Origin of the sequence: Sphingobacterium sp. UBA7249 (genome assembly GCF_002472835.1) — a bacterium.
In the GTDB taxonomy this organism is placed as follows: Bacteria; Bacteroidota; Bacteroidia; order Sphingobacteriales; family Sphingobacteriaceae; genus Sphingobacterium; species Sphingobacterium prati.
This window is the reverse complement of the sequence record NZ_DKST01000014.1, coordinates 66,228-91,863: the sequence shown is the minus strand read 5'-3', so window position 1 is coordinate 91,863 and position 25,636 is coordinate 66,228. Positions and strand designations below refer to the sequence as shown.

The 25,636-nt window shown below is 35.2% G+C and carries 20 protein-coding genes; 13 read left to right on the top strand and 7 right to left on the bottom strand.

Annotated features, from left to right (window positions below; genetic code table 11):
- Nucleotides 1–50 precede the first annotated feature (50 nt).
- The 4 genes from B4A24_RS10655 (at nucleotide 51) to B4A24_RS10640 (ending at nucleotide 3,020) form a co-directional block, all read left to right on the top strand.
- A complete protein-coding gene (locus B4A24_RS10655) occupies nucleotides 51–1,121 on the top strand; it encodes a hypothetical protein (RefSeq protein WP_293944791.1) in 1,071 nt (356 codons plus the stop codon).
- A gap of 474 nt (nucleotides 1,122–1,595) precedes the next feature.
- Entirely contained in the window at nucleotides 1,596–2,183 is a 588-nt protein-coding gene (locus tag B4A24_RS10650; protein ID WP_293944789.1) for a super-infection exclusion protein B, read from the top strand.
- A gap of 29 nt (nucleotides 2,184–2,212) precedes the next feature.
- Nucleotides 2,213–2,626, top strand: a complete 414-nt coding sequence (locus B4A24_RS10645) for a hypothetical protein (protein ID WP_293944787.1) — start codon at nucleotides 2,213–2,215, stop codon at nucleotides 2,624–2,626.
- A 196-nt stretch (nucleotides 2,627–2,822) separates the two neighbouring features.
- Nucleotides 2,823–3,020 (top strand): hypothetical protein, encoded by a 198-nt coding sequence (locus B4A24_RS10640; protein WP_293944786.1) that lies wholly within the window; start codon nucleotides 2,823–2,825, stop codon nucleotides 3,018–3,020.
- Between the two features lie 235 nt (nucleotides 3,021–3,255).
- Here B4A24_RS10640 and B4A24_RS10635 read toward each other — a convergent pair whose 3' ends face one another.
- The gene (locus B4A24_RS10635; RefSeq protein WP_293944785.1) at nucleotides 3,256–3,711 is read right to left on the bottom strand and encodes a hypothetical protein; all 456 of its coding nucleotides are present in this window, start codon (nucleotides 3,709–3,711) and stop codon (nucleotides 3,256–3,258) included.
- A 334-nt stretch (nucleotides 3,712–4,045) separates the two neighbouring features.
- Here B4A24_RS10635 and B4A24_RS10630 point away from each other — a divergent pair, with 334 nt between their 5' ends.
- From B4A24_RS10630 to B4A24_RS10620, 3 genes are all read left to right on the top strand, one after another.
- On the top strand, nucleotides 4,046–4,363 hold the full coding sequence (locus B4A24_RS10630; RefSeq protein ID WP_293944784.1) for a DMT family transporter: 318 nt from the start codon (nucleotides 4,046–4,048) through the stop codon (nucleotides 4,361–4,363).
- Nucleotides 4,364–4,614: 251 nt separating this feature from the next.
- A complete protein-coding gene (locus tag B4A24_RS10625; RefSeq protein WP_293944783.1) occupies nucleotides 4,615–4,953 on the top strand; it encodes a 2Fe-2S iron-sulfur cluster-binding protein in 339 nt (112 codons plus the stop codon).
- A gap of 394 nt (nucleotides 4,954–5,347) precedes the next feature.
- Nucleotides 5,348–8,239 (top strand): hypothetical protein, encoded by a 2,892-nt coding sequence (locus B4A24_RS10620; protein WP_293944782.1) that lies wholly within the window; start codon nucleotides 5,348–5,350, stop codon nucleotides 8,237–8,239.
- 1,601 nt (nucleotides 8,240–9,840) lie between these two features.
- Here the strand turns inward: B4A24_RS10620 and B4A24_RS10615 are convergent.
- From B4A24_RS10615 to B4A24_RS10590, 6 genes are all read right to left on the bottom strand, one after another.
- Nucleotides 9,841–11,934: a hypothetical protein gene (locus B4A24_RS10615; protein ID WP_293944781.1), complete on the bottom strand. Its 2,094-nt coding sequence runs from the start codon at nucleotides 11,932–11,934 to the stop codon at nucleotides 9,841–9,843.
- 250 nt (nucleotides 11,935–12,184) lie between these two features.
- Entirely contained in the window at nucleotides 12,185–12,706 is a 522-nt protein-coding gene (locus tag B4A24_RS10610) for a hypothetical protein (protein ID WP_293944780.1), read from the bottom strand.
- Nucleotides 12,707–12,837: 131 nt separating this feature from the next.
- The gene (locus B4A24_RS10605) at nucleotides 12,838–14,331 is read right to left on the bottom strand and encodes a thiol-activated cytolysin family protein (RefSeq protein ID WP_293944779.1); all 1,494 of its coding nucleotides are present in this window, start codon (nucleotides 14,329–14,331) and stop codon (nucleotides 12,838–12,840) included.
- Between the two features lie 38 nt (nucleotides 14,332–14,369).
- On the bottom strand, nucleotides 14,370–15,395 hold the full coding sequence (locus tag B4A24_RS10600; protein WP_293944778.1) for a thiol-activated cytolysin family protein: 1,026 nt from the start codon (nucleotides 15,393–15,395) through the stop codon (nucleotides 14,370–14,372).
- On the bottom strand, nucleotides 15,382–16,506 hold the full coding sequence (locus B4A24_RS10595; protein ID WP_293944777.1) for a thiol-activated cytolysin family protein: 1,125 nt from the start codon (nucleotides 16,504–16,506) through the stop codon (nucleotides 15,382–15,384). The genes B4A24_RS10600 and B4A24_RS10595 overlap by 14 nt, the downstream gene beginning before the upstream one ends.
- Nucleotides 16,507–16,524: 18 nt before the next feature.
- Nucleotides 16,525–17,640: a hypothetical protein gene (locus B4A24_RS10590; RefSeq protein WP_293944776.1), complete on the bottom strand. Its 1,116-nt coding sequence runs from the start codon at nucleotides 17,638–17,640 to the stop codon at nucleotides 16,525–16,527.
- 358 nt (nucleotides 17,641–17,998) lie between these two features.
- On the opposite strand from B4A24_RS10590, the gene B4A24_RS10585 reads away from it, so the two are divergent.
- The 6 genes from B4A24_RS10585 to B4A24_RS10560 all read left to right on the top strand — a co-directional run bounded on the left by B4A24_RS10585 (nucleotide 17,999) and on the right by B4A24_RS10560 (nucleotide 25,632).
- The gene (locus B4A24_RS10585) at nucleotides 17,999–18,394 is read left to right on the top strand and encodes a (deoxy)nucleoside triphosphate pyrophosphohydrolase (RefSeq protein ID WP_293944775.1); all 396 of its coding nucleotides are present in this window, start codon (nucleotides 17,999–18,001) and stop codon (nucleotides 18,392–18,394) included.
- A 919-nt stretch (nucleotides 18,395–19,313) separates the two neighbouring features.
- Complete coding sequence (locus B4A24_RS10580) at nucleotides 19,314–19,775, top strand: hypothetical protein (RefSeq protein WP_293944774.1); 462 nt, start codon at nucleotides 19,314–19,316, stop codon at nucleotides 19,773–19,775.
- A 1,700-nt stretch (nucleotides 19,776–21,475) separates the two neighbouring features.
- Entirely contained in the window at nucleotides 21,476–23,128 is a 1,653-nt protein-coding gene (locus B4A24_RS10575) for a vitamin K epoxide reductase family protein (protein ID WP_293944773.1), read from the top strand.
- Between the two features lie 128 nt (nucleotides 23,129–23,256).
- Complete coding sequence (locus tag B4A24_RS10570) at nucleotides 23,257–23,607, top strand: hypothetical protein (protein ID WP_293944772.1); 351 nt, start codon at nucleotides 23,257–23,259, stop codon at nucleotides 23,605–23,607.
- Nucleotides 23,608–23,686: 79 nt separating this feature from the next.
- Nucleotides 23,687–25,213, top strand: coding sequence for a TlpA family protein disulfide reductase (locus tag B4A24_RS10565; protein WP_293944771.1), 1,527 nt, complete (start codon nucleotides 23,687–23,689; stop codon nucleotides 25,211–25,213).
- Between the two features lie 131 nt (nucleotides 25,214–25,344).
- Nucleotides 25,345–25,632 (top strand): glycosyltransferase family 25 protein, encoded by a 288-nt coding sequence (locus tag B4A24_RS10560; RefSeq protein ID WP_293944769.1) that lies wholly within the window; start codon nucleotides 25,345–25,347, stop codon nucleotides 25,630–25,632.
- The last annotated feature ends 4 nt before the right edge of the window (nucleotides 25,633–25,636 follow it).

Genomic DNA, 25,636 nt, shown 5'->3' with positions numbered 1-25,636 from the left:
AACTTTAATGGGACAGCAATGTATTAAGATTAGGAATTGATACAGTCTCAGTGATAATACCAAAGGCATCGCCAGCAGAAATTGATCAAGTATTTGAACACACGAGAAGTACCAAATGGTTATATAACAATGATGAAATCAACACCGAATATATTCGAGTTCCCAGTGGAGATACAGAGGGAATATCACATATTGATGAAGAACAAAGACAGCTTTTTGCAGAGTCTAACAGATGTAGAAATGCGCAAATTCGCAACCTTATACAAAGAATTGGAAAAGTGTTGGGATCTCAATCGTACAGAGATATTGAATCAAGAGTTGAATTTGAAATATCAAGAGTTGCGAAAAATACAGAAGAATTACAAGACCGACTTATCAATGAGGAAGCTTCAATTAGAACAAGAATTGAAACTAAATCTGAAGAGCAAACAAAAAGAATTGACGAACAAATCTGCGATGTTGAAAAGCAATATTCAGATTTGGAAGAAAGATATATTAGAAAAAACGGCGAAATTGAAGAGAGTCGAAAAAGACTCATTGGATCTATTGGAAACTTACACTATAAAATTAGATCAATCTCAGGAAATAGTACAGAAAGAGAATATGATCATAGAAGAGAGGTTGAAAATATTGAACGAAAAATCGGAGATATTGAACTCGATATCGATGGAATCTTCAATGATACAAGAACTTCAACAGAAAGATATTATGAACATGTCAAACAAGAAGAAGAAATTATTAGAAGAGACCAAAGCTATAGAGCAGAATTACCAGAACGATCAAAAAGAAGAATCTGCGAAATGGTTGAAAAATATCGACAGGAAGAGGAAGGAATTGACGAAAATATTACACGAAATGAGTCAATTAGAGGCGGATTTGCAGAGCAGGCTCAAAGAAATGAAGATGAGCTTAGAGAAGAATTTGCAATCCTCAATCAATCTTCAATTGATGAAATTGAAAAAGGAAATTTTGGAGAAAATCCCTACTTGTCCAGAGAATATGAAGCATTGCTTTCTGCAGAACGACATGTCCGCGATTACGTTAAGTTACAATGCTATTACTCGAGACTTACCAAAATTAGAAAGTTTATTGAGTCAGTTGAGTACAAAAATTGGGTATAATCAAAAAGAGATTGAAGCTGCATTCGATAGATCTTTAAAAGAGACCTATTGAGTGAGTTGCTTAAATACGCGAACAGATCGGTTATAACCATTTTGAACATCACGAGATTGGGATTAAGGCGATAAAATACGCTCTGGAAGCAAGTTTGGCCAGCAGAGCTAGAACCTCTTATTCTCTTCAAAAAGTGATATTTTACGGAAAATATTGTTTTTTTTATTTTAAACCGATAAAAACAAAAATACAAAATGCCCGTGAATACAGAATTTGCATGGGCTTTTTTTATCTCTAAATCGCAAAAAATATAGAAATATTTAAAAATAAAAAGCGTAATTTTCAGAATTACCAAAAAATGCTGTAAGATCTATTTAGGACTGATGGTTAAATCTGTGAAGTTTTTTCAGGGTTAGACAACCCGAATTCCTCCTTGATAACTATAATTTTTAGTATATTTGTTCTATTAACCAAAAATAAAAGTGGAAAAATATATTAAAGCCCTATTCGACCTTACGAAACTGCCTACCAAGTTTTTTTTGCTTCTTGCATTTGTAAGTGGTTTCATTTTGTTTTTTGACCAGAAGCTATTGGATGACAAAATGTTCCTCAACGGATTGAAAGCGCAATATGGCTGGATCGTGGGACTTGTATTCATAATTTCGCTATCCTTTTCCGTATTGAATTTTTTTATCTGGATCATAAATTCAATAATCAATTGGTTCGCAAGAAAAACGCGCGTTAATTATGTAAAAACCAAGGTAGCCAAACTAGATGCTTTCGAACAGTCTGTCCTTCGAGAATTCGTATTACAGGGTAAAAAATCGATCGAGATGCCAATTGATAATGAAACGGTAAGTGGTCTCATCAGCCAGGGTATTTTAGTGAAAAATACGCAGATAGGAGGCAGTTTTATAATGAATGGCATGAATGTATCCCTTTGTATTAACCGTCTTGTCGAAAAAGTTATGCTGGTGGAACATCTAGGTCTTAGTGACCCACCAACTGATGAACAGATACTTTTTGCCAAACAGAATAGACCTCCATGGATCCGAGAAGGTTATTATTAAAATGGAATTTTCATTTTTTTTAATTTTATATGAGTGCAGAACTTATCCTTGGAATAATTGGAACACTAGGAACGTCAATGACGATCATACTTGGTGTTCGGGAAATCCGTAGGTCAAAGCCGAGATTTGATACAAGTTATTATTTTTCCGGAGGACCAGAGAACGATGAAATTACCCTTTATAATGCATCCGCTAAAAATGTGGTCATCCGGGGCTATGAGCTCTTTTGGGCAAAGAATCCCAAAGATATGGATCAAAAATCCATTTCCTTAGGTCGAGAAGAAGATTGTGTTCTTTTCTCGATCCCTGCCAATGATAGCCATAAAATCCATATTGACGAACAATACAAATTTAAAATCAAGGGGGATAAAAATTTATACATAAAACTGCAGTTGATGGGACACCAAAAAGATGTTATAGTGAAAGTATACGGAAATAAATGATCTTACTGATTTACTTATATGCAGATAGATCAACCTCTAAAGGTTACAATGGCTGAAATAAAATTAACCAAATAAATTTAATAGTAGGTCCGGACTAAGATTAAGTATCGTTGGTTCGCACCTAATTTTTTAAATTATACCATCGGAGCAGATTGGTTAGATCAATATTGATATCACCATACGCAGATCGCTCACGATGGTCGAGCATCACTACGCTGACTTTTCGCTGCACCTCTACCCTTTTGTATGCAGCCTACAGTCCGGAGAAGTAAAAGCGTTGGAGCATGCCCAGGCAATATGGGTAGCGATAGATCAACTGCTTGACTATGACTGGGCAGAAGCTGACCTGCCTATTGTAAACGAGTATATCGCTTACGCTACATCAATTAAATAATAGCAGCTATCTGCGTACATAAAAGTCCTAAAACAAAAAGAGCTTCCCTCTAACCGGCAGAGGGAAGCAATTTGGCTAGTGAGTTGGTCTGCATAGCCGCAAACTATATGTAGTTTGTCTTTATATAAAGATAAGCGCGTTATTTGAAATAGTTATAGTTCATTTCATATAAAACGTTGTTCAAAACATTACTTTTTATAGATTGCAAACAGATGGATAGATTTTTTGCATCTTGTTACAACGGATTATATTCGGAAACCTTATTCTCACTATAGCAATCCACTGAAAAGTACAATATTGTTGAAACGGAAACTGCAATCCCGATAACATAGGATAAAAATTTGATATACCAGTCACTGATTGGATATTGAAAAATTAATAACCAAAGCAATGCTATCATGGCAGTGAGTATAAGTAACTTCTTCCAAAAACTCATGCCATGACCGTTCTTTATATAATAACGATCTTTGATTAATTGGTAAGGCAATAAAATCAGCAGCAAATAAAGTATTGAAAATATAGGAAAAGCAGTTTCATGGAGGATTACGCCTATATATTCACTTAACGAATTATAATATGCATCTTCTATTCTATAATTCCCTGAAATAATATTTGCCCAACTCCCTGCAGTCAGAATGAATGGAATTATGACAAATGCGACAATCAAATTAGCCGTTATTTTTCTAATCATACGATAAATATATTTATTTACAGTCATTACTCAATGTGCTTAGCGGTTTTTCCCCATCGATTATTGTCGTGTGAAGTGCTCCAGAATGTGAAATACTACACAAAAGTATTTAATTGCGGAACCAGGTAAAAAACAGCACGGCATAGTAGATAGGTTTAAAACAAGAAGGGCCTCCCATTAATCGGCTGAGGGAGGCCTAACATTCACTGATGCATAAATCAGGCAAGCCTGAGCCCGTATTTGAGTGAAGTCAGATGATGATTATTTAACATTTGTAAAAATTTCTAAAATCTTTATGTCGCTACCTTTGTATTAAATATTAAAAATTCGTAAGATGAATTGGATTGCATTAATTTTCGCGGGCGTTCTTGAAATTGGATGGCCGTTGGGTTTGAAGATGGCTCAGACATCACCCACTAACAAGTTTGGATGGCTCGTATTGGCAATTGTAAGTATGGCAATCAGTGGCGCCCTTCTTTTCTATTCTCAAAAGACCATCCCTATTGGTACAGCTTATGCAGTTTGGACCGGAATCGGAGCGGTAGGAACTCTCCTTGTTGGCATTATATTTTTTAATGACTCCGCAAGTATATTTAGACTTCTTTCAGCCTTACTAATAGTTGTTGGTATCATTGGATTGAAAGTATTTTAAAATCCTTTTGTACAATAACTACCATTTGGGAGACATTATCATGTTCTCCCCTTTTATTGAATAGCATATCTATCAATTGGCTCTGCAGCATGAATACCTCGACAGCCGTAATGTATTTTACAAATTTATTTAACATTTGTAAAATTCTTGACTAAGATCGTTCCTTATTTTTGTAGAGAGTCAGCGCTTATAGCTCAAATTTTTAAATACTTTATTCAAACAAGAAATTATCAATAAAATATACGACGTAAATGGAATTAATAAATTATAAGAAAGTAAATATAGAAGTTATAGACCGTGACGGATCACAAAAAAAGAACACTATTGAAATAAATACCGAGGATAATTTGATGGAAGTACTAAAAAAGAGTAATTACGACATGCGCGCTACGTGTGGAGGCATGGGATTATGTGCAGATTGTCATTGTGAAATTTTATCCGGTTTCAACAATTTTCCTGCGCTTACCGATCAAGAATGTGAAACTTTAGATACATTGCCTATGATATTTCCTAAAAGCAGATTAGCTTGTCAAATTCGAACGGGAATCTATCTGTCAAACATAAAAATTCGTCTTATAAATCTATTATAAGCTAAATACAGAACCTAATTCTAAAGTAAAAGTCTAGGTTTCCAAGGAAGTATGCTCATCTTCCATTCTATTTATTGGAAGATGAGCGAGAATTTCAATTAATCCTAAACATCTCCAGGCTCGTCCTGGATTTATAGTAAAATAGGATTTAAGAATTTATAACATCCTCATCTAAACGACCCGTACAACCCTCAGGAGCTCTGGATTTTAAATAGTTATATATTTTTTTCTTGGATGCTATTTTTCATATCTGTCAATATTTTTCTTAAGTAAAAAGATTAATTTCTATCATCCCAAACATTTGCTACTTGTAGCTTTTTAAAATAAATTATTTATATTAGTGCAAGCCAATTGACTGAAAGCCAAACAAGTCATTAAATTAAAATATTGAGTTATGAAAAGACCTTACCTAATTACCTTGTCATTGCTGTTATTGAGTAGCTTTAGTATTATCGCGAGTGGGCAGCAATCCAAAAAGTCAGTAGAGCAATCCAAAAACTCTTCTACAAAGATTGACTCTAACGAGTTTAAAAATAGTATAACCCCGCCATACAACCTATTCTATTTAAGTAAATATCTAAATAAAATAACGCTGAATCCCACTGAAAACGACTTGATTTACAGCAGTCTAGTAAATTTAGTTGGCAAAGATAAGCTAGATTTAGTAAAAGGGGATGACAAGTATAAGTCTATTTACGATTTCAAAACGAGTTCTATCAATGCCAAAACAGACTTTGTAAGAAGATTATTAGAGTCTAAACAACATGTGGACAAAAATAAAGATTTGGAATCTCTCTCAAAATTACAAATAGCATATAATGAGAATGATAGACAGATCACTGAAACAAAAAATAACATATCCCTTTTATCAAATAGACAAAGGGAGCTAAAAATTGTTATCGATTCTCTAAAGATTTTTAAAGGTGGTGATTCTAAAGATTCAATTGATCTAATAAATAAATACAAAAACCTGCTTGATCACCAGGAAGCTGACATATATTCTTTAGAACTTTTAAATCAAAAATTAATGCTAAAAGATGCATCAATCAACAATGAGATTTTGGAAGAAAATCATAAAATAGACTCAAATAGCACATTGATAAAAGGAATTTCTTTCAAAATGGATTCGTTGACTAAAAATATTGCCGAAAAATATCTAAGTGACGGAACTCTCTCGGCTAATATTAAAAATTATCTGGAGGGTAACCAACGCAGTCGACAGGAGTCATTACAGATCAATCTTACAACCGCAACCCAAAATGCGCAACAAAGTCTTAATTACACAGGGTTAAGCATTCCCTCACAGTCTCAAATGATAGACGCTATGGCCATGTTTCTGGCGAAAAGAGCAAAACAGGAGGCGGCAATATGGTTTATGGACCAATTGCGCAAAAGAGTAAATAATCCATTGATATATGATGTTTTTCCAGCTACAATTGAGTTATTAGATGGACTCTCTGATTACAGAACCGCCAATTTTGGCACCTCTTGGCGATACGCAATCTCAAAAGATTTTGTAGAAATGCCTCGAAATGTGTCCAAAAGTAGCTGGACAAAACAATTTTTAACTCCAGAAAATGCAGCAAACCTAGAGACGGCCGTAGAAATGGGCTATAATATTGATGGCTTGATTAAAGCACGATATAATTATAGGGATATCATTCGTCAACTGTACCTTAATCCAGCTTATAGTCCTGATCCTAATATATCTGTTAACAATACAGGAGATATAAATAAACATGCACAAAATATTATTGCACTACTTTACATAGCAACTAATGAGTTATTTACGATTACAGATCAAAATAATTACAGGCTTCTTGCATATGAAGAACTCAAAACCTTGGATACAGAGCAATGGAAAATATTTATTGAACTCCTCGACTTAAAATATGGTAATGTATTTGAAAATTTACCTGGTATCAAAAATGCGATCAAAGATAAGGATAAAGTGATCGCTTGGCTAAGTCCACTTTTATTGTCGTTAGGTCAATTCGATAAGATCAATCTGGAACAACAAGCCTTGATTGAAAAAAATAAATCGGATCAAATGAACCAATCGCTTTCTAATACATGGAGTATACTTGGGCAAGTGATCGCTAATTTTGAGAATTATCCATTTGGGATCAGTGAGAAGCAGGGTGTCAACAGCTATTTGGCGAACATCAAAAACGTTTTTGATATTATAGAAAACATTCAGGAGAAAAATTTCGTTGCAGCTGCACAAAATACTTTGGGATTGGTGGACTCATATTATCGACTTGATTCGACTAAAAATAACGCCATCATAAATTCACTAACCAATTTTCTTCACAAGGATTCAACAAATAAAAATGTAGCTAAACTCGAATTTGATAATAACAGTATCCATTTTTTAGACGCAAGCAAAAAGAAAATCGAGATTACGATAAATAATAACCAGAGAGAATACATCAAATATCTAGGTAAAAATCTGCAGCATGTTCCGCAGAAAGAACAACTTAAATTTTATAAAAGCATAATAGGTGATTCGTTAAAGATAATTTCAAGTAAACTTTTGGACAAAAATGATCAAATCTACCTTATAAATAGGATTGCACTCTATTATGGAGCCAAGAGTATTAAAAATGAAAAAGAGATGAAAACTATCTTAAATCTCTTGTCACAGACTATTCCCAATCTGAAGGATTCGTTAAAACTCGCGAAATTGTCAGAAATGTCATACGCTAACGAATTGATCAAACTGTCGGGATTTTTTGGCGACGTCATTGCCTCGTCATCATCAGCCGAACTGGCGAATGTAATCGAGTCGCATGCACTGCCTCCGACTTCTTACAAATTAAAAAGGAAAATGTCTTCGTCTGTAGATTTGAATGCATATGTGGGGGCCTTTGCAGGCAGAATTGTCCCAATTGGAAACTCTTCATTAAACTGTAAATGGACGGGTGGTATAACTGCCCCAATAGGTGTTACCATACGACCTGCAGGTAACTTCTTCAAATATTTCAATTTCAACGTGCAATTGTTGGAACTAGGAAATCTCGTAAATCACTATCTAATTACTCCAGACTCAGCCTATAATAAGGAAGTCCATTTTAGCGAGGTCTTTAGTCCCGGAGCTAATATCCTATACAATATTAAAAACACGCCTATCGTCGCATTCATAGGAGGAAAATTACTTCCGTTAAAGGCGTATTATGATGAGGGGCTGAAAAAAAGATTTAATGATAAAGCTTTCGACGCTGCGATATTTAGCATCGGATTAAAAATTGATATTCCTCTTGTCAATCTTCATTCTGGAGAGTAAGACAATCTATATTGAACTACCACAAAATCGAAGACATGAAGAATATCTTTTGAATTTAAATCTCTTTCTTCTTTAAGCATGTTATCTGAGATAGCTATCGTTCATTTCATAGCCTATAAGCTCAGCCATCCAATTGCATAAAAAAGAGGAAAATGTTAAATCGAAAATTTATCTTGACAAATTACTAATATTATTAGTAATTTTGTTTTATGAAACCACTTGAAGTTCACTGCAGAAATCGTGTGCTATATGTCCGTATGACTATTGATGATAAGAGTATGGGCATGCGGGATTACTATTTGTATGACAAAAATGGAAAGTCATTCTACATATTCAGGCGATCACAGGGCGAATGGGAATTAGCATACGGTGTACTGGCACACGACATTAAGGAGGCCTGCATCGATGCGCTTATTCGTCGGTTTGATCAAGATTCGCCGGAGCTATTCTACAGCAATGGCAAACGCAATGTTGTCCGTATAAGCGTAAAGAAAGGTGGTATTTGGCATATTTATGTCAACAATGTTTATGTAGCATCTATCCAATATGATCAGTTTGCAAAGAAATTTGAATANNGATTGAGCGTGGCGAAATTCAGTGGAAGAAAGAGCGATGAAAAGTATACTATTCCGCTGCTTGGCAACTTAAAAGACACTTTTGTGTAGTATTTACAGCATCTGCTACTCCCAAAAAGAATATTTAATATTTTGTTTAAGAAACCATTATTCTTAACGAGGACAAGAAGAAACCGTAAAATGATTTATCAGAAACTATAAATAAATATGCTTACATCAATACTTAGTGTAGTATTAGCCTGTTACTTTTTTACCAGAGGAGTCATTAAAAATGAACTGTTTAAAAGTAAAATCGACAACTTTTATCTAAAAATAAACAAAAACCTAAGTGAATATAAGGAACATACGATGTCAGAGCTCCAAGATTCATTAATGAAAATTGCCTCAAGATATTTGGTATACATTTTCATTGTGATAGTGCTAATAAGTTTTATACCCATAGATTGGTCATACAGCATCAAACTATTTTTATACACGTTATTCTTCTTAAATTTTGGATTAGTTTTTTCCATAAAATGGATCCGAAACCACAGAAAATCTGTCAAGGAACATTTTTTCAACATTTCGTTTCTAGGGCTCGTATTTCTACCGTTAATTCTATATTACCTTGGAGGTAATATCTATGCTAATTTTGTCAATCAGATACCATTTTTAAAAATACTCCCTTATGCACTGCTCTGGATACAGCTCTCATGGTCTGTCATTATAGTTACAATATGGTACATCGGTTGCTTCATTATAGCTATCCCGTTGTACTTGGCGATATGTTCAATTATATATATAACCGTGAACCTAGTGAGAATTACTGAAAAATATATTGACAAACACATCTTGGACGCCATAGCAGGAATAATGACAGTTGTCTTGCTCTGCCTTGAGAAGTTTTAGTAATCAAATTAAGAAATGTTCACAGCTATCTAAATAGATCTATAAATATCAGAAATTGCAAGCACTCAACTACCGCTTGCCCAATTTCTGATATTTATATTACTATCTAAATTTTGTAGATTATTCAATTATGAACTATTAGACAACAAGCATTTTAACACTATATTGTACTCCCACATCAAGTCCGTTAATTTGAATTTGGTTAGAAGAGTATTTAATAAGAGCTGCGTCCATGGTCCCAACAATGGGCTCAAAAATATTAATGCCATGTACAAGCCTACTTTTAAAATATCCTTTTCCCTTGACAGATCCCTCAACAATTATCTCTTTGCCTTGGATATTAAAATTGGTATTCGTTGCATCAGATTTTTCAATAACCGTAGTACCACTTTCTCCAAAGGTTTTTTCTGAATCATTAAAGTAATGAGTGACCGTTCCTTTTCCCTCAACCTGTTTAAATTTTAAAACGCTCCCTTTATTATAGACAAAGTTTCTAATAGCAATCATATTGCTATTTAAATCAACACAAGTTAAGTCATCCTCTAAAAGTGTGGCATTAATGGAGGTTCCAGCTAAATCTGAGTTTAGGCCACTTGTATATCGAATACGCCCTTCAAGAATTTTGTTATCGATAGCTTTTATATTAGCTGCACCTTTAATGTTATAAAGAGCTAAAGGACCTGTGATGAGCACGCTATTGTTATTGATAGGTAATTTGATTCGATTACCATACATTTCTACGTTATTAAAATAGTTTAGTGTACTGATGCTATTGGTAACTGTCAACATACTCAAGATTGCCCCCATTGTGTCACCTTCAGTATAGGTGTAATTGTTTATGATCTTTAGTTTTTGGGCAAGCAACTCTCCTGAATTAGCTAACTCTTCTGCGGTTTTCTGTACACCCGCAATCATTCCGCTATTAGAATGGTCGGCATAATTGCCTTCAAAAATCAATTCTCCATTTGTCCTTGATATAGTCGCTATACCTCTGACTGTTTTAGTCTTCTCTGAAACATCTGATAAAATGCGTATCCTATTGTTTTGATACAGTCCCTTGTTAATGAAATAGCATTGTAACAACACAATAGATCTTATAGGCATATTAACAAGGTCGTCGTTTATCTCCAAAAGATTATTGGAGATTACAACGTTTTTGAAAGTATCACCCATTGCTCCAACGGCTTTGAATCCATCACCATTTAATGAATAACAATTACGAATTGAAACGTTATCTGCGATGAAATAGCAGTTTCTCTCAATCGGATTGTAAGATTTATTTTTCGTATAAGTAATATCAGAACCCGTGGCAAAGATCAGATCTTTACCATTAAGATCGTAGTTAGCCGTCTTTCCTCTCCAATTATTTGCTTGCTCAACTGTGTTTTTAAGTGTACAATTTTGAATTATAGCATTGTAGATATTATTTCCATAAATTCCGGTACCAACATTTTCAAAAGACACTGTATCTATTTTGATATTTCGACTTTCGCGAAGGATAAGAGCGACATCAATGTTCTTCACCATTACGTTAAAGATCCTAACATTTTGTACATTTTTAATATTTACCAATCCCCTACTTCTTGTTTCTCCAGTCAAATCCAATGGAATCCCATCTTGCTTTACATTTTTAAGCGAAAAGAATTGAACAGATTCCTTCCAACCGATCTCAATATCGAAGATAGCTTTAGGGGTATTATTGTTAACCATGGTCGCATTCAGGCCTTCAGTGGAGAAATTGATATCCGAAATTACCAGTTCATCGACTAAGTCATCCAAACTAAAAAAGAAATTTCCCTTAATATTGATATAATTATTATTTAGAGATCTAATACCTTTAGGGCACTTAACAAAAGTTTTTGCAATAACAGTAATGCTGATATCTTTATGAATAACCGCGATCTTTCGGTGAGCGCCACAATAATTAAAAAAAGCCAAATAACCTTGTTGAGAATCGGGGAAATATCTCAAGTCTACCTCATCTGTTGAAAACTTATGCTCCAACTTAATTCCGCCTGCTTGTACCACACTCCCCCCATCATCTGGTCCGGGATCAGGATCGTTTAGAAGATTAACATAGTGATAAATAATGGGCGCAGGCGTATCCCCTTTTTCATAATAGCCCAATAACTGAACACCGTTGTAAGTACCGTCTTGCAATGCACTGCTTTCAGCAGCAGAAATGTCTCGCATAGCTGCCATCGTGTCTTTAATTAAAAATTGATTTGACATATTCTTTTGTTTTTATGTGTATAGCAAAAGTATGGCTGCATCGAAGGGTATTGGAGGAAAACAGGGTATATGTAAGCGGTATCTGGGAGATACCGAAAAGTACAGACTTTTTGTTAATATGCCCCATTTTCTTGAAACAAAACAGCTTCCCTCTTTTAATTTGAGGGAAGCTGTTCTAATAGGTACAAATCGATTTTATTTAAGCATTGAATCTATAATAATGATTTATTGTCTGAGTACTTCAATATGCTTAGCGAATGCGGATTTCATTCATTTTTTCAACATTCTTATCAGTCCTTGGTACTAAAGTAACCATATATAGATCTTCTAAGTCTCCGATAAACTTAACGGGAGAAACAGAAATTAGCATAATATTGCTTGCATCGACAAGAACTTCATTCGGATTGTTCTGTACAAAGTTATCTTCAATCCGGAATATTACGCGTTCAGATTTTAGGTTTGTATATTTTTTTTTAATATCCGACAAACTCATTAAAACGGGATGGTATTCAGGTGTAAATTCAATTACCACTGCTCCCTTCTCTTTGTTAATATCTACTGACTTAACTCCTTCAGATTTTAAGGACAGCATGCCATCGCCTAAGTAATTTTTTCCTTGCATCTCTAGCTTAGGCAAAGGTCTTTCATTAAGATCTTTGTAAACAACTCTTGGTAAAGTATCAGTTTTACTATATAAAGGTTTCAATTGCTGTCCATACGTTAAACTTAAGCCGAAAAATGACAAAAGTGAGAATAAAAGTGTTTTTTTCATTTTTACTTATTTAATATATCACTGACTATGAAGCTATTTATTAAGCATTTAAATAATTACACAGCCAAAGGCTGTGTAATTAAATGGAATATCTCAAATGACCTATTGGGTATATATTATGGTATATTCATTTAAAATAAAACGACATATGCGCCATTCTTTGAGTCAACAATGAATCTTCCGGGTTGATACTTTGGATTTGTTATTGGCGTCGACCTTTCCTGCATAAAAATTTTCGTAGCTTTTGATTTATTATAGACGTTTTCTTCGGAAACTTCTCGTATCACTCCAATAAATCCATCCCTTGGATTACCTTCTCTTTCTAAACGAGTTACCCTGACCACTGCTGCAATATTTTCTGGAATTATAACTGGAACTTTCAAATTTTTGTCAGCAAAAAACATAGCATACATATTACTAACACCATTTTCAACCTGAATAACGTTTTTTCCGTAAAAAGGCTTAATCGGAATCCTGAAATTAAATCTGTTTTGTACCGTTTTATTCCCCAAAAGTGTTCTCATTTTATAAGAAATAGGCACACCAGGTGTTGATGGTGAAAACTGGACACCTTTCTTGATCACCCCTATCAACTCGTCCAATGAAGCTAATTTCTTCACAACCGCTCCGCCAGTACCCATAAAGGCCATTTGTATCTGCGAATTTGCAATTATCTGCTTTTCTTCGCTGGTTAATTGTTTTGAACCGTCGATCAACCCTCCCATTACTGAGAATACTTTATCAAAGGTGGACTTTAAGACATTTGATTCAACACTACTCTCGACCAATAAAATACCTTTTGCCCCATACATGACCGAATTGATATATACAGGCGATACGCCGCTTGCGACATTTAATTTATCATACAACTCCAGTCCCTCTTCTGGTATACTCATATCCACGGAAAAATTCTTCTGTGTAAAGGTGGCAACCAGCCCTGAATTACCGCTGATCTGTTCAGAAGAGGTGGATCCGCTACTTCCTGATTTAAAGAAAATGGCTTTTATATCAACATCAGCGCCAAAGACGGTCTTAAGCTCATTAAAATATGTAAACTCTTCGATTTCATACTGAAATGCGCTGTTCTGCAATGACGTGATCTTGTTATTCTTCATTAATGTACTGAAAAATTCTGTTGACGACATGACGTCAGGCATAAAGCTTCCTGTAACGGTTTTCGCCGGAAAGGAAACGGAAACGGATACCGGTTTCGCCTCGTACTCTCCATTTCTTTCAGAAAGGGGTATGAAAGAAAGATCCTGGATACTATTACCATGTATAATAGAGCCTAGGTGAAACACATCTAATTTCCCCAACCAATCTGGCGTCATAATGAATTCGTCCGCCACACCCTTAATAGTAAAACCTACTTGGTTGGGGTCTTCCCATTGCGACCGATCTGTCACCTCAACCCGCCCAACCTTTCTCCGTGGATTACTTCCCATCAAAGGAGATCCTGCTTTCTTTTTAGAATTTTGTGCATTCAATATATCTTCGGTATGATCACTCAATAAACTATTTGAGCCCACAATGGAAATCTCCGAAAATTCGGGCATCTGCAGTTTTTTAACTGCATCAATAGTTGAATGGTCTTTATTACAGGAGGAGAAAAAAGCCGTAATCATAAATATATACAAGAGTCTTCTTAGAGTATTACAATTTTTCATTCTTCCAATGCCTTAAAAAGTGAGAAATCTTTTAACTTTCGACAGCGAAACGAAATAGGATAACCTGGGTTATCAGCCGAAAATGCTCCTATATCTTTTACATAGTTGATGAATCCATTATATCCATCAATGGTAACTGAAGATCCACCACTTGATCCACCGACCAAAAATAGCCGAATCGTGGAGTTATTAATGATATTTATTTCTGTCGAGGTAAACGTTTCTTTCGTCTTTTTGAAAATCTTTTTTGTCAACTTCTCGAAAATTTTAGTGGTCTGCTCCATATTATAATCCGTTTCGACCGCTAGAATTCCTTTCTGTCCATACGAAATGGAATTAATATAAACGGGGTTCTCCCCTGTAGCTTCTAGCCTGTGCGCTGCAGCTGTGTCGATCAGCTCGGTCAACTTTGGAGATGACATATCGATGGTAAAGTTTACCAGCTCAAAAACAGAAACAAATCCATATTTTTTAGTCACTGTCGTCAGCTGATTGGTTAAACTAGAACTTGTTTTGGAAAACAGGCCTCTTGTATTTACTTTATATCCAAATTCCTTTGTCAGCTCCTTATAATCATAAAACGGCCGATAATAATAAAGAAATGACGATATATCAGGATTACTCAGCGGAGTGGGCCGTAAGATATCCTGAACCGTCTGGCGATACGTAGACAAACGTGGCGGATTAATCGTTGCAGATGGTGCCCCATTAATCGAAGTACTGACTTTGATCGGTAATTTTGTGTACGAACTGAGCGGATTAAAAGTAGATTCGTTGAGAATATCTCTACCACTGAGAATCGCTCCTAAATAAACAATATCGTAATTATTGTCCATAACCAGAATATCGGGAGAGGAAGCTGCCGCTTGAATATTATTTGCTTTTTTACCAAGGGGATTAATTTCTTCCACAGACAATTTTGAATCATTTCCCTTTTTACAACCGGTAAAAAGTATTGAAATCAAAAGGGCTATTTTAAATAGCCCTTTTGATGTATGGATGGTAGTTTTACTTTGTAACATCAATTTTAAATATTGATTTAAATATTCCAAAATTCTTAAGATTTCGCATGCGCATCGAAATTGGCCCGCCATAAGACTGTGATGTAACATTCGCTCCAGCCAAAATTGCGTTTTTAAATGCAGCATACCCTTCCACTGTCTGTACATAAGCTGTTCCAGGACCAAATTTCATGTAGATCGTAATCTTTGCTTTATCTAAAAGTTCCTTCTGTGCCGCAGTAAGGTGAGTATCAACACCGACAACACCAATATTTACTCCTGCTTTAAAGGCAACATTAAAATCTTCGTAGTTAGCATCTGTTTCTGCTGTAAAAATACCGATCCGACCGTAGGTAACTGAACTCACATATGTAGGTGCGTATTCTACCTGCAGTGCATTTGCATCTGCAATGCTGATCAATTCCGTTTTCTTAGGTAGTGACATATCCAGCGTGAAATTTTCTTGTACAAACCGTGCGATGACTCCGGTTCGCTTACTGATTTTAGTTTTTCCCCCATTAACAGAAGCTTTTACTATTTTCCCGATATCCACGTTGGCACCGAAGGTATATTTCAACTCGTTATAATCGGTAAATTCGCTAGATGTATAGGAAAAACTGTTAATCTGTTGCACATTCCCATTTTTTTTCAGGATACCTCCCACAAATTCTCTTGTCTCATCCAAGCTTGGATATTCAATTGTTCCAGAAACATTTGTACCCGGAATTGAAAGACTTGCTCTTATTGGTAAAGCATCATAATGCTCCCTGCCAAGGGGATCGAACTGATAAGAACTGATGATATTTTTGCTATTGAATATCGCTCCTGGATAAGCATAATCCTCAGTTTCGGACGAAACCGTTATATTATCGGACTCAACAAAATAGGTATTGCCAAGTCCATTTTGCCAAACACTGTCTCTAACGATCCCTCCGGCTTTGAGTCTGCTCGAATTTCCTTTTTTAGTCAGATCTATAATTGGATTTTCGATTACCTTGGAGTTTTGGAAAACTCTTAACAGGGAATCCTCATTGTTTCCGATTTCATTTTTTAGACCTGAGTTGTCTTTTTTACAGGAATAGAATGCCAATACCCCGGCTAAGAGTACAAGACTGAATTGATTACTTTTCATTTTTTCTTATATTATTTATTAAAATTTAATTTCTTTCGTGAATTGGAGATTTTTGAAAGTTTCATCATTTAAATTGGATGACTCTAATTTATATACGGCAGGAACTCCTATATGGGGATATTCATAGGTCTTTGTTTCCGGAGAGCGGATAGCCAAGGTTAAATACGCATCTATCTTTTCTACAGTGCTCTGCGCGCTCCGTATTAAATCTAGATCTGAAGATTTATAGCCGATAAGGTAAAAATAAGCTTGTTGTTTGTTTAAAAGATTCTTTTCGTCAGAACTTAAATTTTGCGGGTCTACAGATAGTTTAGAAATAATAGATTTAATTTTTTCAGGGCCGTCCAAGACCATATAAGCACTTTTTCCATATTCTATTTCTGCTACCCTAACAATGTTGCCTCCAGTTAAATTCGCAGCAGGAAAAAGTTTCTTGAAATCTTTTTCTTCTGCATGTGATTTCATATTAAATGTCGGTTTATAGCTGTAGTATAGCCATCCCGTATTTTCCATTTTATCATACCGAGAATCAGGAATGGCGAACTTTGATTTTACATCGACGTCTCCTGTAAAAATAAGACGCAAATTATCAAAATCTCTAAAATGATAAATATAATCTTGATGACCATAGTAATTTATTGGCCCCTTGTCAACGAACTTATTCTTTATAAATTCGTCCAGATCCTGTCTGTCCGTGATTTTTTGATATGCTACTGGATTAGAATTATAACTGTTAAATCGCACGTAAGGAATATAAGAAGCAGACTGCGATTGATATTGAGTCAAATTAAACTCAGGAAAATTGTTCAAGGAGACGAAAGCGTTAAAATAAGGTTCTTTTAAGTAATTTTCAGAATCGTACGAAAACTCATAATCTGCTGCCTTTTTAAGTCTGAATCCAATAATTTGATTCTTTTTTTCATTCCATAATGTATCGGATATCCAACGATTACTAAGTGCTGCCATTCTTTCGAAATCATAAGCACTATAATCTATCTTCTTATCTGTACTGTCGACTAGGGGTGGCTCAACTGGCATCGGACTTTTACTGCAAGACGTTGATCCTAAAACTATAAAACATGCCGCGGCAATACTGGTATTTACAACAACCTTATTTGATATGAACTTTACCATCAATTTAAAAATTAAAAAACAAGCAAGTAAGCTTGCATTTATTTGAATACATTTTATTCTTTCAAGCATTCTATTGAAAAGAAAGAAATATTTTAGAAGAACATACTAAAATCTCCAATTCCTATCCGAAACTTGATTCACAAACTTAAACATTATTTTCTCTTAATGAAATAACATATTGAAATCTACACTTTTGTGTAATGAATTTTTAAATAAATAGATTCTATATTAATTTTTTAAACATCCCATAATAAAAACTTAACATAAAACTGTCTCTATCTACTAAAGGTAACGAAGAAGTTAATCATATCTTCTATCGAAAAAAGCTAAGATGAAAAATCATTACCTTTAACCCCGTATGCTGCAAGTAACCTGTGCGATAATAGAACACGCTAATAAAATACTGATCTGCCAAAGATCGGCTTCGATGAAGCTTCCATTGAAATGGGAATTTCCGGGAGGAAAGATCGAAACCGGAGAATCTAAAGAAGACTGCCTACGCAGGGAGATCGAGGAGGAACTCAATATTGATATCACCATACGCAAAGTGCTCACGATGGTCGAGCATCACTACGCCGACTTTTCGCTGCAGCTCTACCCTTTTGTATGCAGCCTACAATCTGGAGAAGTAAAAGCGCTGGAGCATGCCCAGGCAATATGGGTAGCGATAGATCAATTGCTTGACTACGATTGGGCAGAAGCTGACCTGCCTATTGTAAACGAGTATATCGCTTATGCAAAAACAATTGAATAATAGCCGCTAAAGCTGATGCATTATGGAAATCTTTCCAAGATAAAATATCTACGTTTGTAAATGGAAGCAACGGTATTGCTGTTGTCGATGCACCTATTGTAGAAAGACCAAATTGGGATGTTATTAAAAAAGTTATTGATGGACAGTTACCTTTATCATATCTTTCAACAGATTGTAAATAAAGAATTTTAAACTTATGAGAGTTATTGTAGTTAATTTGCTCCTAGCCTATATCGTGTTTCCCTTGCTGATCAATATTGGATATATAGACAACATCATTTCGGGAAACTACGTCTTTTATGGTACCTCTTATTCGTTTGAGGAATACATGAAATTAATTTGTGGGGATCTCCTACTCCATTGTACTTTATTTCTTTGCTTTTGTCTAATCCCTGTTTACTTCATCAAGAAAATCTTTATAGTAAATAAAAAACAAACACCGACAGCGCTTTTTCTCAAAGGCTGGGCTGTTCTATTCGTAATCAGTTTAATCGGTGCAATCGTAATTACGGGAGGATATATATTGTCTAACCCCTCCATCCCCGGAGATTATTTTAAAATCCCGTTGATGGTTTTGTTTATCATACTAACATTAGTTGTGCAGTGCATCCTTTATTTTTTTCTAGACAAAAACATGGCTGTTAAAAATACTGCCTGAGGAAAAGAAGGATGTGTTAACGATATATCAACTGTTTCACTTTTATCGGCAAAGGGAAGCAATTTGGCCAATTCATTAGTTTTCGATAATCGTAAACCAACGAGTGGTGCTTTTTTATATAAAAAACAAGCATGTCATCTGAAATAGCCATTGATCATTTCATAACTTATAGCCCAGTCATCCAATTGCCTAAAAAGGAGGAAAATGTTAAATCGAAAATTTATCTCGACAAATTACTAATATTATTAGTAACTTTGTTTTATGAAACCACTTGAAGTTCACTGCAGAAATCGTGTGCTATATGTCCGTATGACTATTGATGATAAGAGTATGGGCATGCGGGATTACTATTTATATGACAAAAACGGAAAGTCATTCTACATATTCAGGCGATCGCAGGGAGAATGGGAATTAGCATACGGTGTACTGGCACACGACATTAAGGAGGCCTGCATCGATGCTCTTATTCGTCGGTTTGATCAAGATTCGCCGGAGTTATTCTACAGCAATGGCAAACGCAATGTTGTCCGTATTAGCGTTAAGAAAGGCGGTATTTGGCACATTTATGTCAACAATGTTTATGTAGCATCTATCCAATATGACCTGTTTGCAAAGAAATTTGAATATCACCTGGACGATAATACGCCACTGACGAAGGATCATATCGAAAAATATATCGGAATGATTGAGCGAGGCGAAATTCAGTGGAAGAAAGAGCGATGAAAAGTATACTATTCCGCTGCTTGATTGATGGAGAAGTGAAATAAATGATGAATGGATTATGCATTGCACCAATCAAAGCTGGCTTACCTCCGATGAGCTCACTATTTTTATTGAGCATTTCGAAGCTGAGCTCGTGTATGAGGAAGAGATATAAATAAAAAGAGCTTCCCCCTAACCGGCAGAGGAAAGCAATTGGGCTAGTGAGTTGGTCTACCTAACCGCAAGCTATATGTAGCTTGTCTTTACATATATATGCTGAAAAATGCCCTCCCAAAATGTATTTAGAAATTCTTTTGGGAAGGACTTTAGTTTTCTTGCTAGGACTTTTGCATCCAGAGGATAAATAATATACATGCGCTCACTACAAATAAGAAAGAAACACCTATATAAATTAATCGTTTGTTGATTTTCTTCAAGAACAAAATTGATAATACTGCTAGGATTAAGGAAAAAAAATAGATAATTGCTATTATCTGATTTACGATCTTAAATGTTCCTACAGACATTCCCCAGTCGCCAGATAGCGCAACAATCCTTTCACTGGGTGAATCTGTATAAAATCCGTAATCTTTAACCATGTTATATATTGAGCCAACCCCGATGAAAGGGCTAAAAAGCCAGATTATTAGCTGTATTAAGCATAACATAAACGACAGCGCATAAAAAACTTTTAATGCTTTCATATTTAAATATAATTATTAGCCTGGACAATCCGTGCTTAAAGAACTTAATGGTTTTTTGCCATCAATAACATCTTTGACTGCATTCCAGTCCGATCTATAAATTTCCTGAGTTCCTGGCCCTGCGCTCCCCCTTGGTATTGACAAAATTCGAAACCTTCTGTTGATATGACCTGTTTGCAAAGAAATTTGAATATCACCTGGACGATATACGCCACTGACGAAGGATCATATCGGAATGATCGTGCGAGGCGAAATTCAGTGGAAGCCTGTTATGGACTTTCCAATGATGCACATCATTTAAAAGGAGTAGATTTTATTAATGTAAGTAAAAGCAAGTTAATGTATCCCTCACAAATTTTAACAACACGCACTTACCAATAATATTTCAAATTTATGGCTATAAAGCGTATATTACCTCCCATAATCCTGCGTATAAGAGTATTATTGACTTACTAAATTTAGGCAACCTTTGGGGGGGCAAAACAATAAAATCGCATATCATGGTAATTTAACACTTACTATCCATAAAGAGACTTCCGGATTTATTTTTATAGTAAAACATTTTAATCTAAAATATTTTATTAAACATTAAAATTCGGTGTATTAAACGCCATTTCAAAGAAAATTAACACAACTAACAATTTAAGTTATTGAAGTATTACCGGAGCAATACCGTTGTTAGATGTATAGACCAAATTTGCTAAATTTTATTTTCATAAAATAGCGATATTAGAATAATTACCAGTCAGTTATAACACACAATTAAAGAAATCCTCTTGACATTACAACCAATTTAGACAATTCATTTTATTTAATTATCTAACATATTATTTCTCAAAAAGCTTCCACACCCACATTAATGCCATTTAAATGTCATTTAAATTTTTATTCGAATGATTGCATCGTTTCATGAAAACATATTTATATCTTTAAAATTAACTACACAAAATAAAAAACCATATTGTATTTAACCTGAAAACAAAAGCCATATAATTAAACTTACAATTGCGAGTAATTATGTCGATTTGGAGCAATAAATTACAAAGTAGGATTAATAATGATAATTTGATTTTGACTTGTCAGTCTCTTCTAAATCATTTTGGAGTGAAAAGCACGTCTCTGGCTGTATCGAGACTTATTAATAACCATTTAGAATACCCGTCTATGTTGGCTTTAATCGATTGCTTATCGAGATATGGGATTGAGAGTGCAGCTATCAGAAAGGGAAATTATGAATTGTCTGATTTCGAAATCCCTTTTGTATGTACTATACAGCAATCAGATTGGTCTACGACAAGTTTTACAGTAGTGACTAATGTTGATGAGAATACCGGTGCCATAAGTTACCTTTCCCCTATTACCAATACCATCACGTCATGCTCTTTGAAAGACTTTGAAAATATAGATAAAGGGATTATTTTGCTCACTGATGCTTCAAACAAGAAAAACGAAGTAAACTATACCCAAAACAAGCAGCAACAATGTCGTCAAAAGCTGCTCCAATACATGCCAATTTTTCTAGTGATATGTAGTGCGCTGATTGCAGGTATCTATATCCAGACGAATTACTATGGAGCCTACAGTTGGCTGGGTTTAAGTCTTCTGCTGACTTCCTTTCTAGGTTTAGGAATTTCGACATTGCTTGTCTGGCATGAAGTAGACGCGCACAATCCTTTTTTAAAAGAAGTATGTGGAGGACAAGGTAAAAAGGTAAATTGTGATGCAGTTTTATCCTCTGCTCAGTCAAGCTTTTTAGGGATTAGCTGGTCGATTTGGGGCTTTTCTTATATGACGACATTATTTCTGACTCAAATATTCTTTGCCAATCAACCTTCATTTTTGCTGGTCAGCATCCTATCATCACTATTAGTCGTTCCTTATATCTTTTTTTCGTTGTATTATCAATGGAAAGTTGTAAAGCGGTGGTGTACGTTGTGTCTGGGTGTTCAGTGTGTATTGTTGATAAACAGTTTGCTTGGATCCGGATTTTTAGTATTACATCCGGAAAGTCTAGACGCAATTAGCGCTTATCCGATTTTGGTAACCACTACAATAGGTATTATCTCTCTTTCAACTACCTACAACCTGCTTCAAATATTGAAAAAAGCAAGAGATGGCAAGAACTACGAACGAAAGTGGAAACGACTACACTATAATCCTGATATATTCAAATACTTATCAAACAAATCTGAGAAGATTATTTACCCCGTTGACAACCTGGGTATTGTACTAGGCAATCCGAGTGCTACAAACGAAATCGTAAAGGTATGTAATACTTATTGTGGTCCTTGTTCAAAAGCACATCCGGTACTAGAACAAATCGTAAAAGCAAATTTGGATGTCAAAGTACGTATTATATTCACCGCGACCGGAGAAGAGGATGATATTCGAACAGCTCCAGTTTCGCATTTATTAGCCATACAGCAAAAATATGGAGAGAAGAAAGTACATCAGGCACTGGACGAATGGTACCTCACAGAGACTAAGCACTACGAAACATTTGCTGCTAAATACCCAATTAATGGAGAATTAAAGGAACAGCAAGACAAAATAGCAGCTATGCGGGACTGGTGTAATGCGATGAAGATACGGGCTACCCCGACAATCTTTGTAAACGGAAATGAGCTTCCCGAAAGTTACCGTATTGCAGATTTAGAGATTTTTTTCTAGACATAAAAAATGTCCGAGCAGGTTCGAAGCGATCTTGGGCAAATTAATAGAGAGGAAGCAAAGATTATTTCCCAAACTATTCGGGACAATGTGAATAGCAAATTAAATATTTTAAATTTTAAATAGCTATGAAGAAAATTAGGTTGAAGAGTATCGCGAAGGATGAGATCCTGACCAGAGATGAGCTAAAACAAATTATGGGCGGTGTTGATGGAAGTGGAAATTGTGGAGAAAATGAAGTATATAATGTACTTACAGGATACCAATGTAAACCAGGGTACTACTTTTCTGCTCCATATGGCAAATGTATGCAAGGAACTGGATCTGGTCCAAGTACCCCTGACCCTAAGATCGCCGCCTGCTTAGGTAAGCAAGAGTTTGCAGCTTGCTCGTGGAGCTATCAAGGAATGTCTTATACAGGAACTTGTCGGTACCGTATGGGTAGTCCATTGTACTGTACAGACACCATATTTGTCTAATCACTTTATCTCGGCAGGATTTTTTAAATTTTGTCGAGATTTAAATTTAGATACTTCAGAGCTTAAATCAAGATGAAAAATGATTAAAATAAAATTTCTTTTTGTATGCAGTCTTTTGTTCTTTTTGTCATGTAACCTGGCAACTGAGAAGAATACAGGCACAACAACCGTAGTCGCTGGTACTTCCAAAATAACAGGAAGAATCATCACTCTTGATGGTCAAAATAAAGATAGCATTATGGTAACGATTACTGTTCGCTATCCTATTTCAGGAGAAAATGTTAGATATGAAACTCTTGCTGACCCATCAGGCAAATTCTCACTGGACTTTGATATGGAAACCGAGACTTCTTTAGTCGATTTATACACGAGTGTCAACCCCTATAAGTCCCTTATAATCAAATCGACAGAAAACAGCCCTACTCACATTGATATTACTTATGATTCAGATCTTAATATCAAAAATGTAGCTATCACGCCTGCCATGAATCAATATGATATGGAGCAGAGCATGGCGGTGTTAAACAAAATGATTTCTTATAGACCAGATACACCGGGTTGGGTATATCCACGACTTTATGATAAAAGCACAGATGAATTTCTGGATCGTGCTAGAAGAACTGTATCAGAAAGATTAGCACAATTCGTCGATAAGGATAAATTGTTCTCCAAAGAGTTTAAAGAGCTTATAGCTAAAGATTTTCGTTTATTCCTATATACGGGACAAGTCTTTGATTACGAAAGAGAGATGAAGCGCAACTATCGTAACGCAACTCATGACACGGTCAATATTCCTAAAGTCCAGACGGTTGGTCGATCATATTTTCGTTTTTTGAAAGACTTCAATCTCAATGATCCACAATACCTGCATACGTTCACATTCGCTGAATTTCAAAATCAAATTCTTCAAAATGAGATTTTGGGAATTCCAGCGATCGGAGAAAGCGACATCCCTTCCTGGTTGGCAAGCGTAAAAGCTATTTTAGCGGATTTAGTCGGATTCGATGAAGGGCCATATTATGATATTTTAGCAGCCAATGCATTTGGTCGGCAGCTCAACGAACAGATGAAGCCGCTAAGCGAAAAACAAAAAGAGAATATAACCCATTATTGGAAAGATGGAGAAATAGCAAAAATACTATTTCGGAAAAACCAACAGATTGAAGAACTGGCCAAAGTAAAATCACCTGTTGTCGTAAATGATATCCAGTCTACTCCAGAAAACAAGGTCATGGAAGCCATTGTTGCTAAATACAAGGGCAAGGTTGTATTTATTGACCTTTGGGCGACATGGTGTGCTCCATGCCTGGAGGCAATCAAACAATTTAGGGGCGTAAAGGGCGATTTCCGAGATAAGGATGTCGTGTTTGTGTATCTCACAAATGGATCTTCACCAAAAAAGCTATGGGAGAAAAAAATAATTGGAATAGGTAACGAGCATTATTATCTGACAGACACGCAATGGAATTACATGATGAAATATTTTGATTTTAAGTATATTCCTTCCTATCTGTTATATAATAAACAAGGTGTACTCATTAATAAATTTTCAGCCTTCCCAGGAAATACCGCAGTAAAAGAGATCATTAACGGTCTTTTAAAATGAGTCATATTTAAAACTTTGCCTTACTAGTTGTATTTAAAAGGATTTATAGCTAGATAATTTAATCAGGATAATTTTTGTGGCTTCCTGTGTTGAAAATATAAACTAATATCGATTAATTAATATATGATTAAATGAATCACAAGACTTATATCATCAATCTTAAGGAACGAACAGAAAGGAAAAAACACATTCTGAACGAGTTTGCAAAATATCCTGAATTTAATATATGCATATTTGATGCGATCAAGATGAAATCAGGCTCGGAAGGTCTTTTTGAGTCTATCAAACAAATAGTATATAAAGCGAGCGAGTCTAAAGATAAATATACCTGTTTTAGTGATGATAGATGGCGCGAACTAGCCTCGCTTCCGCAAATAAAAACGAAAGATGACACCCAAAAGATCATGAGTATCTTTTAATCCC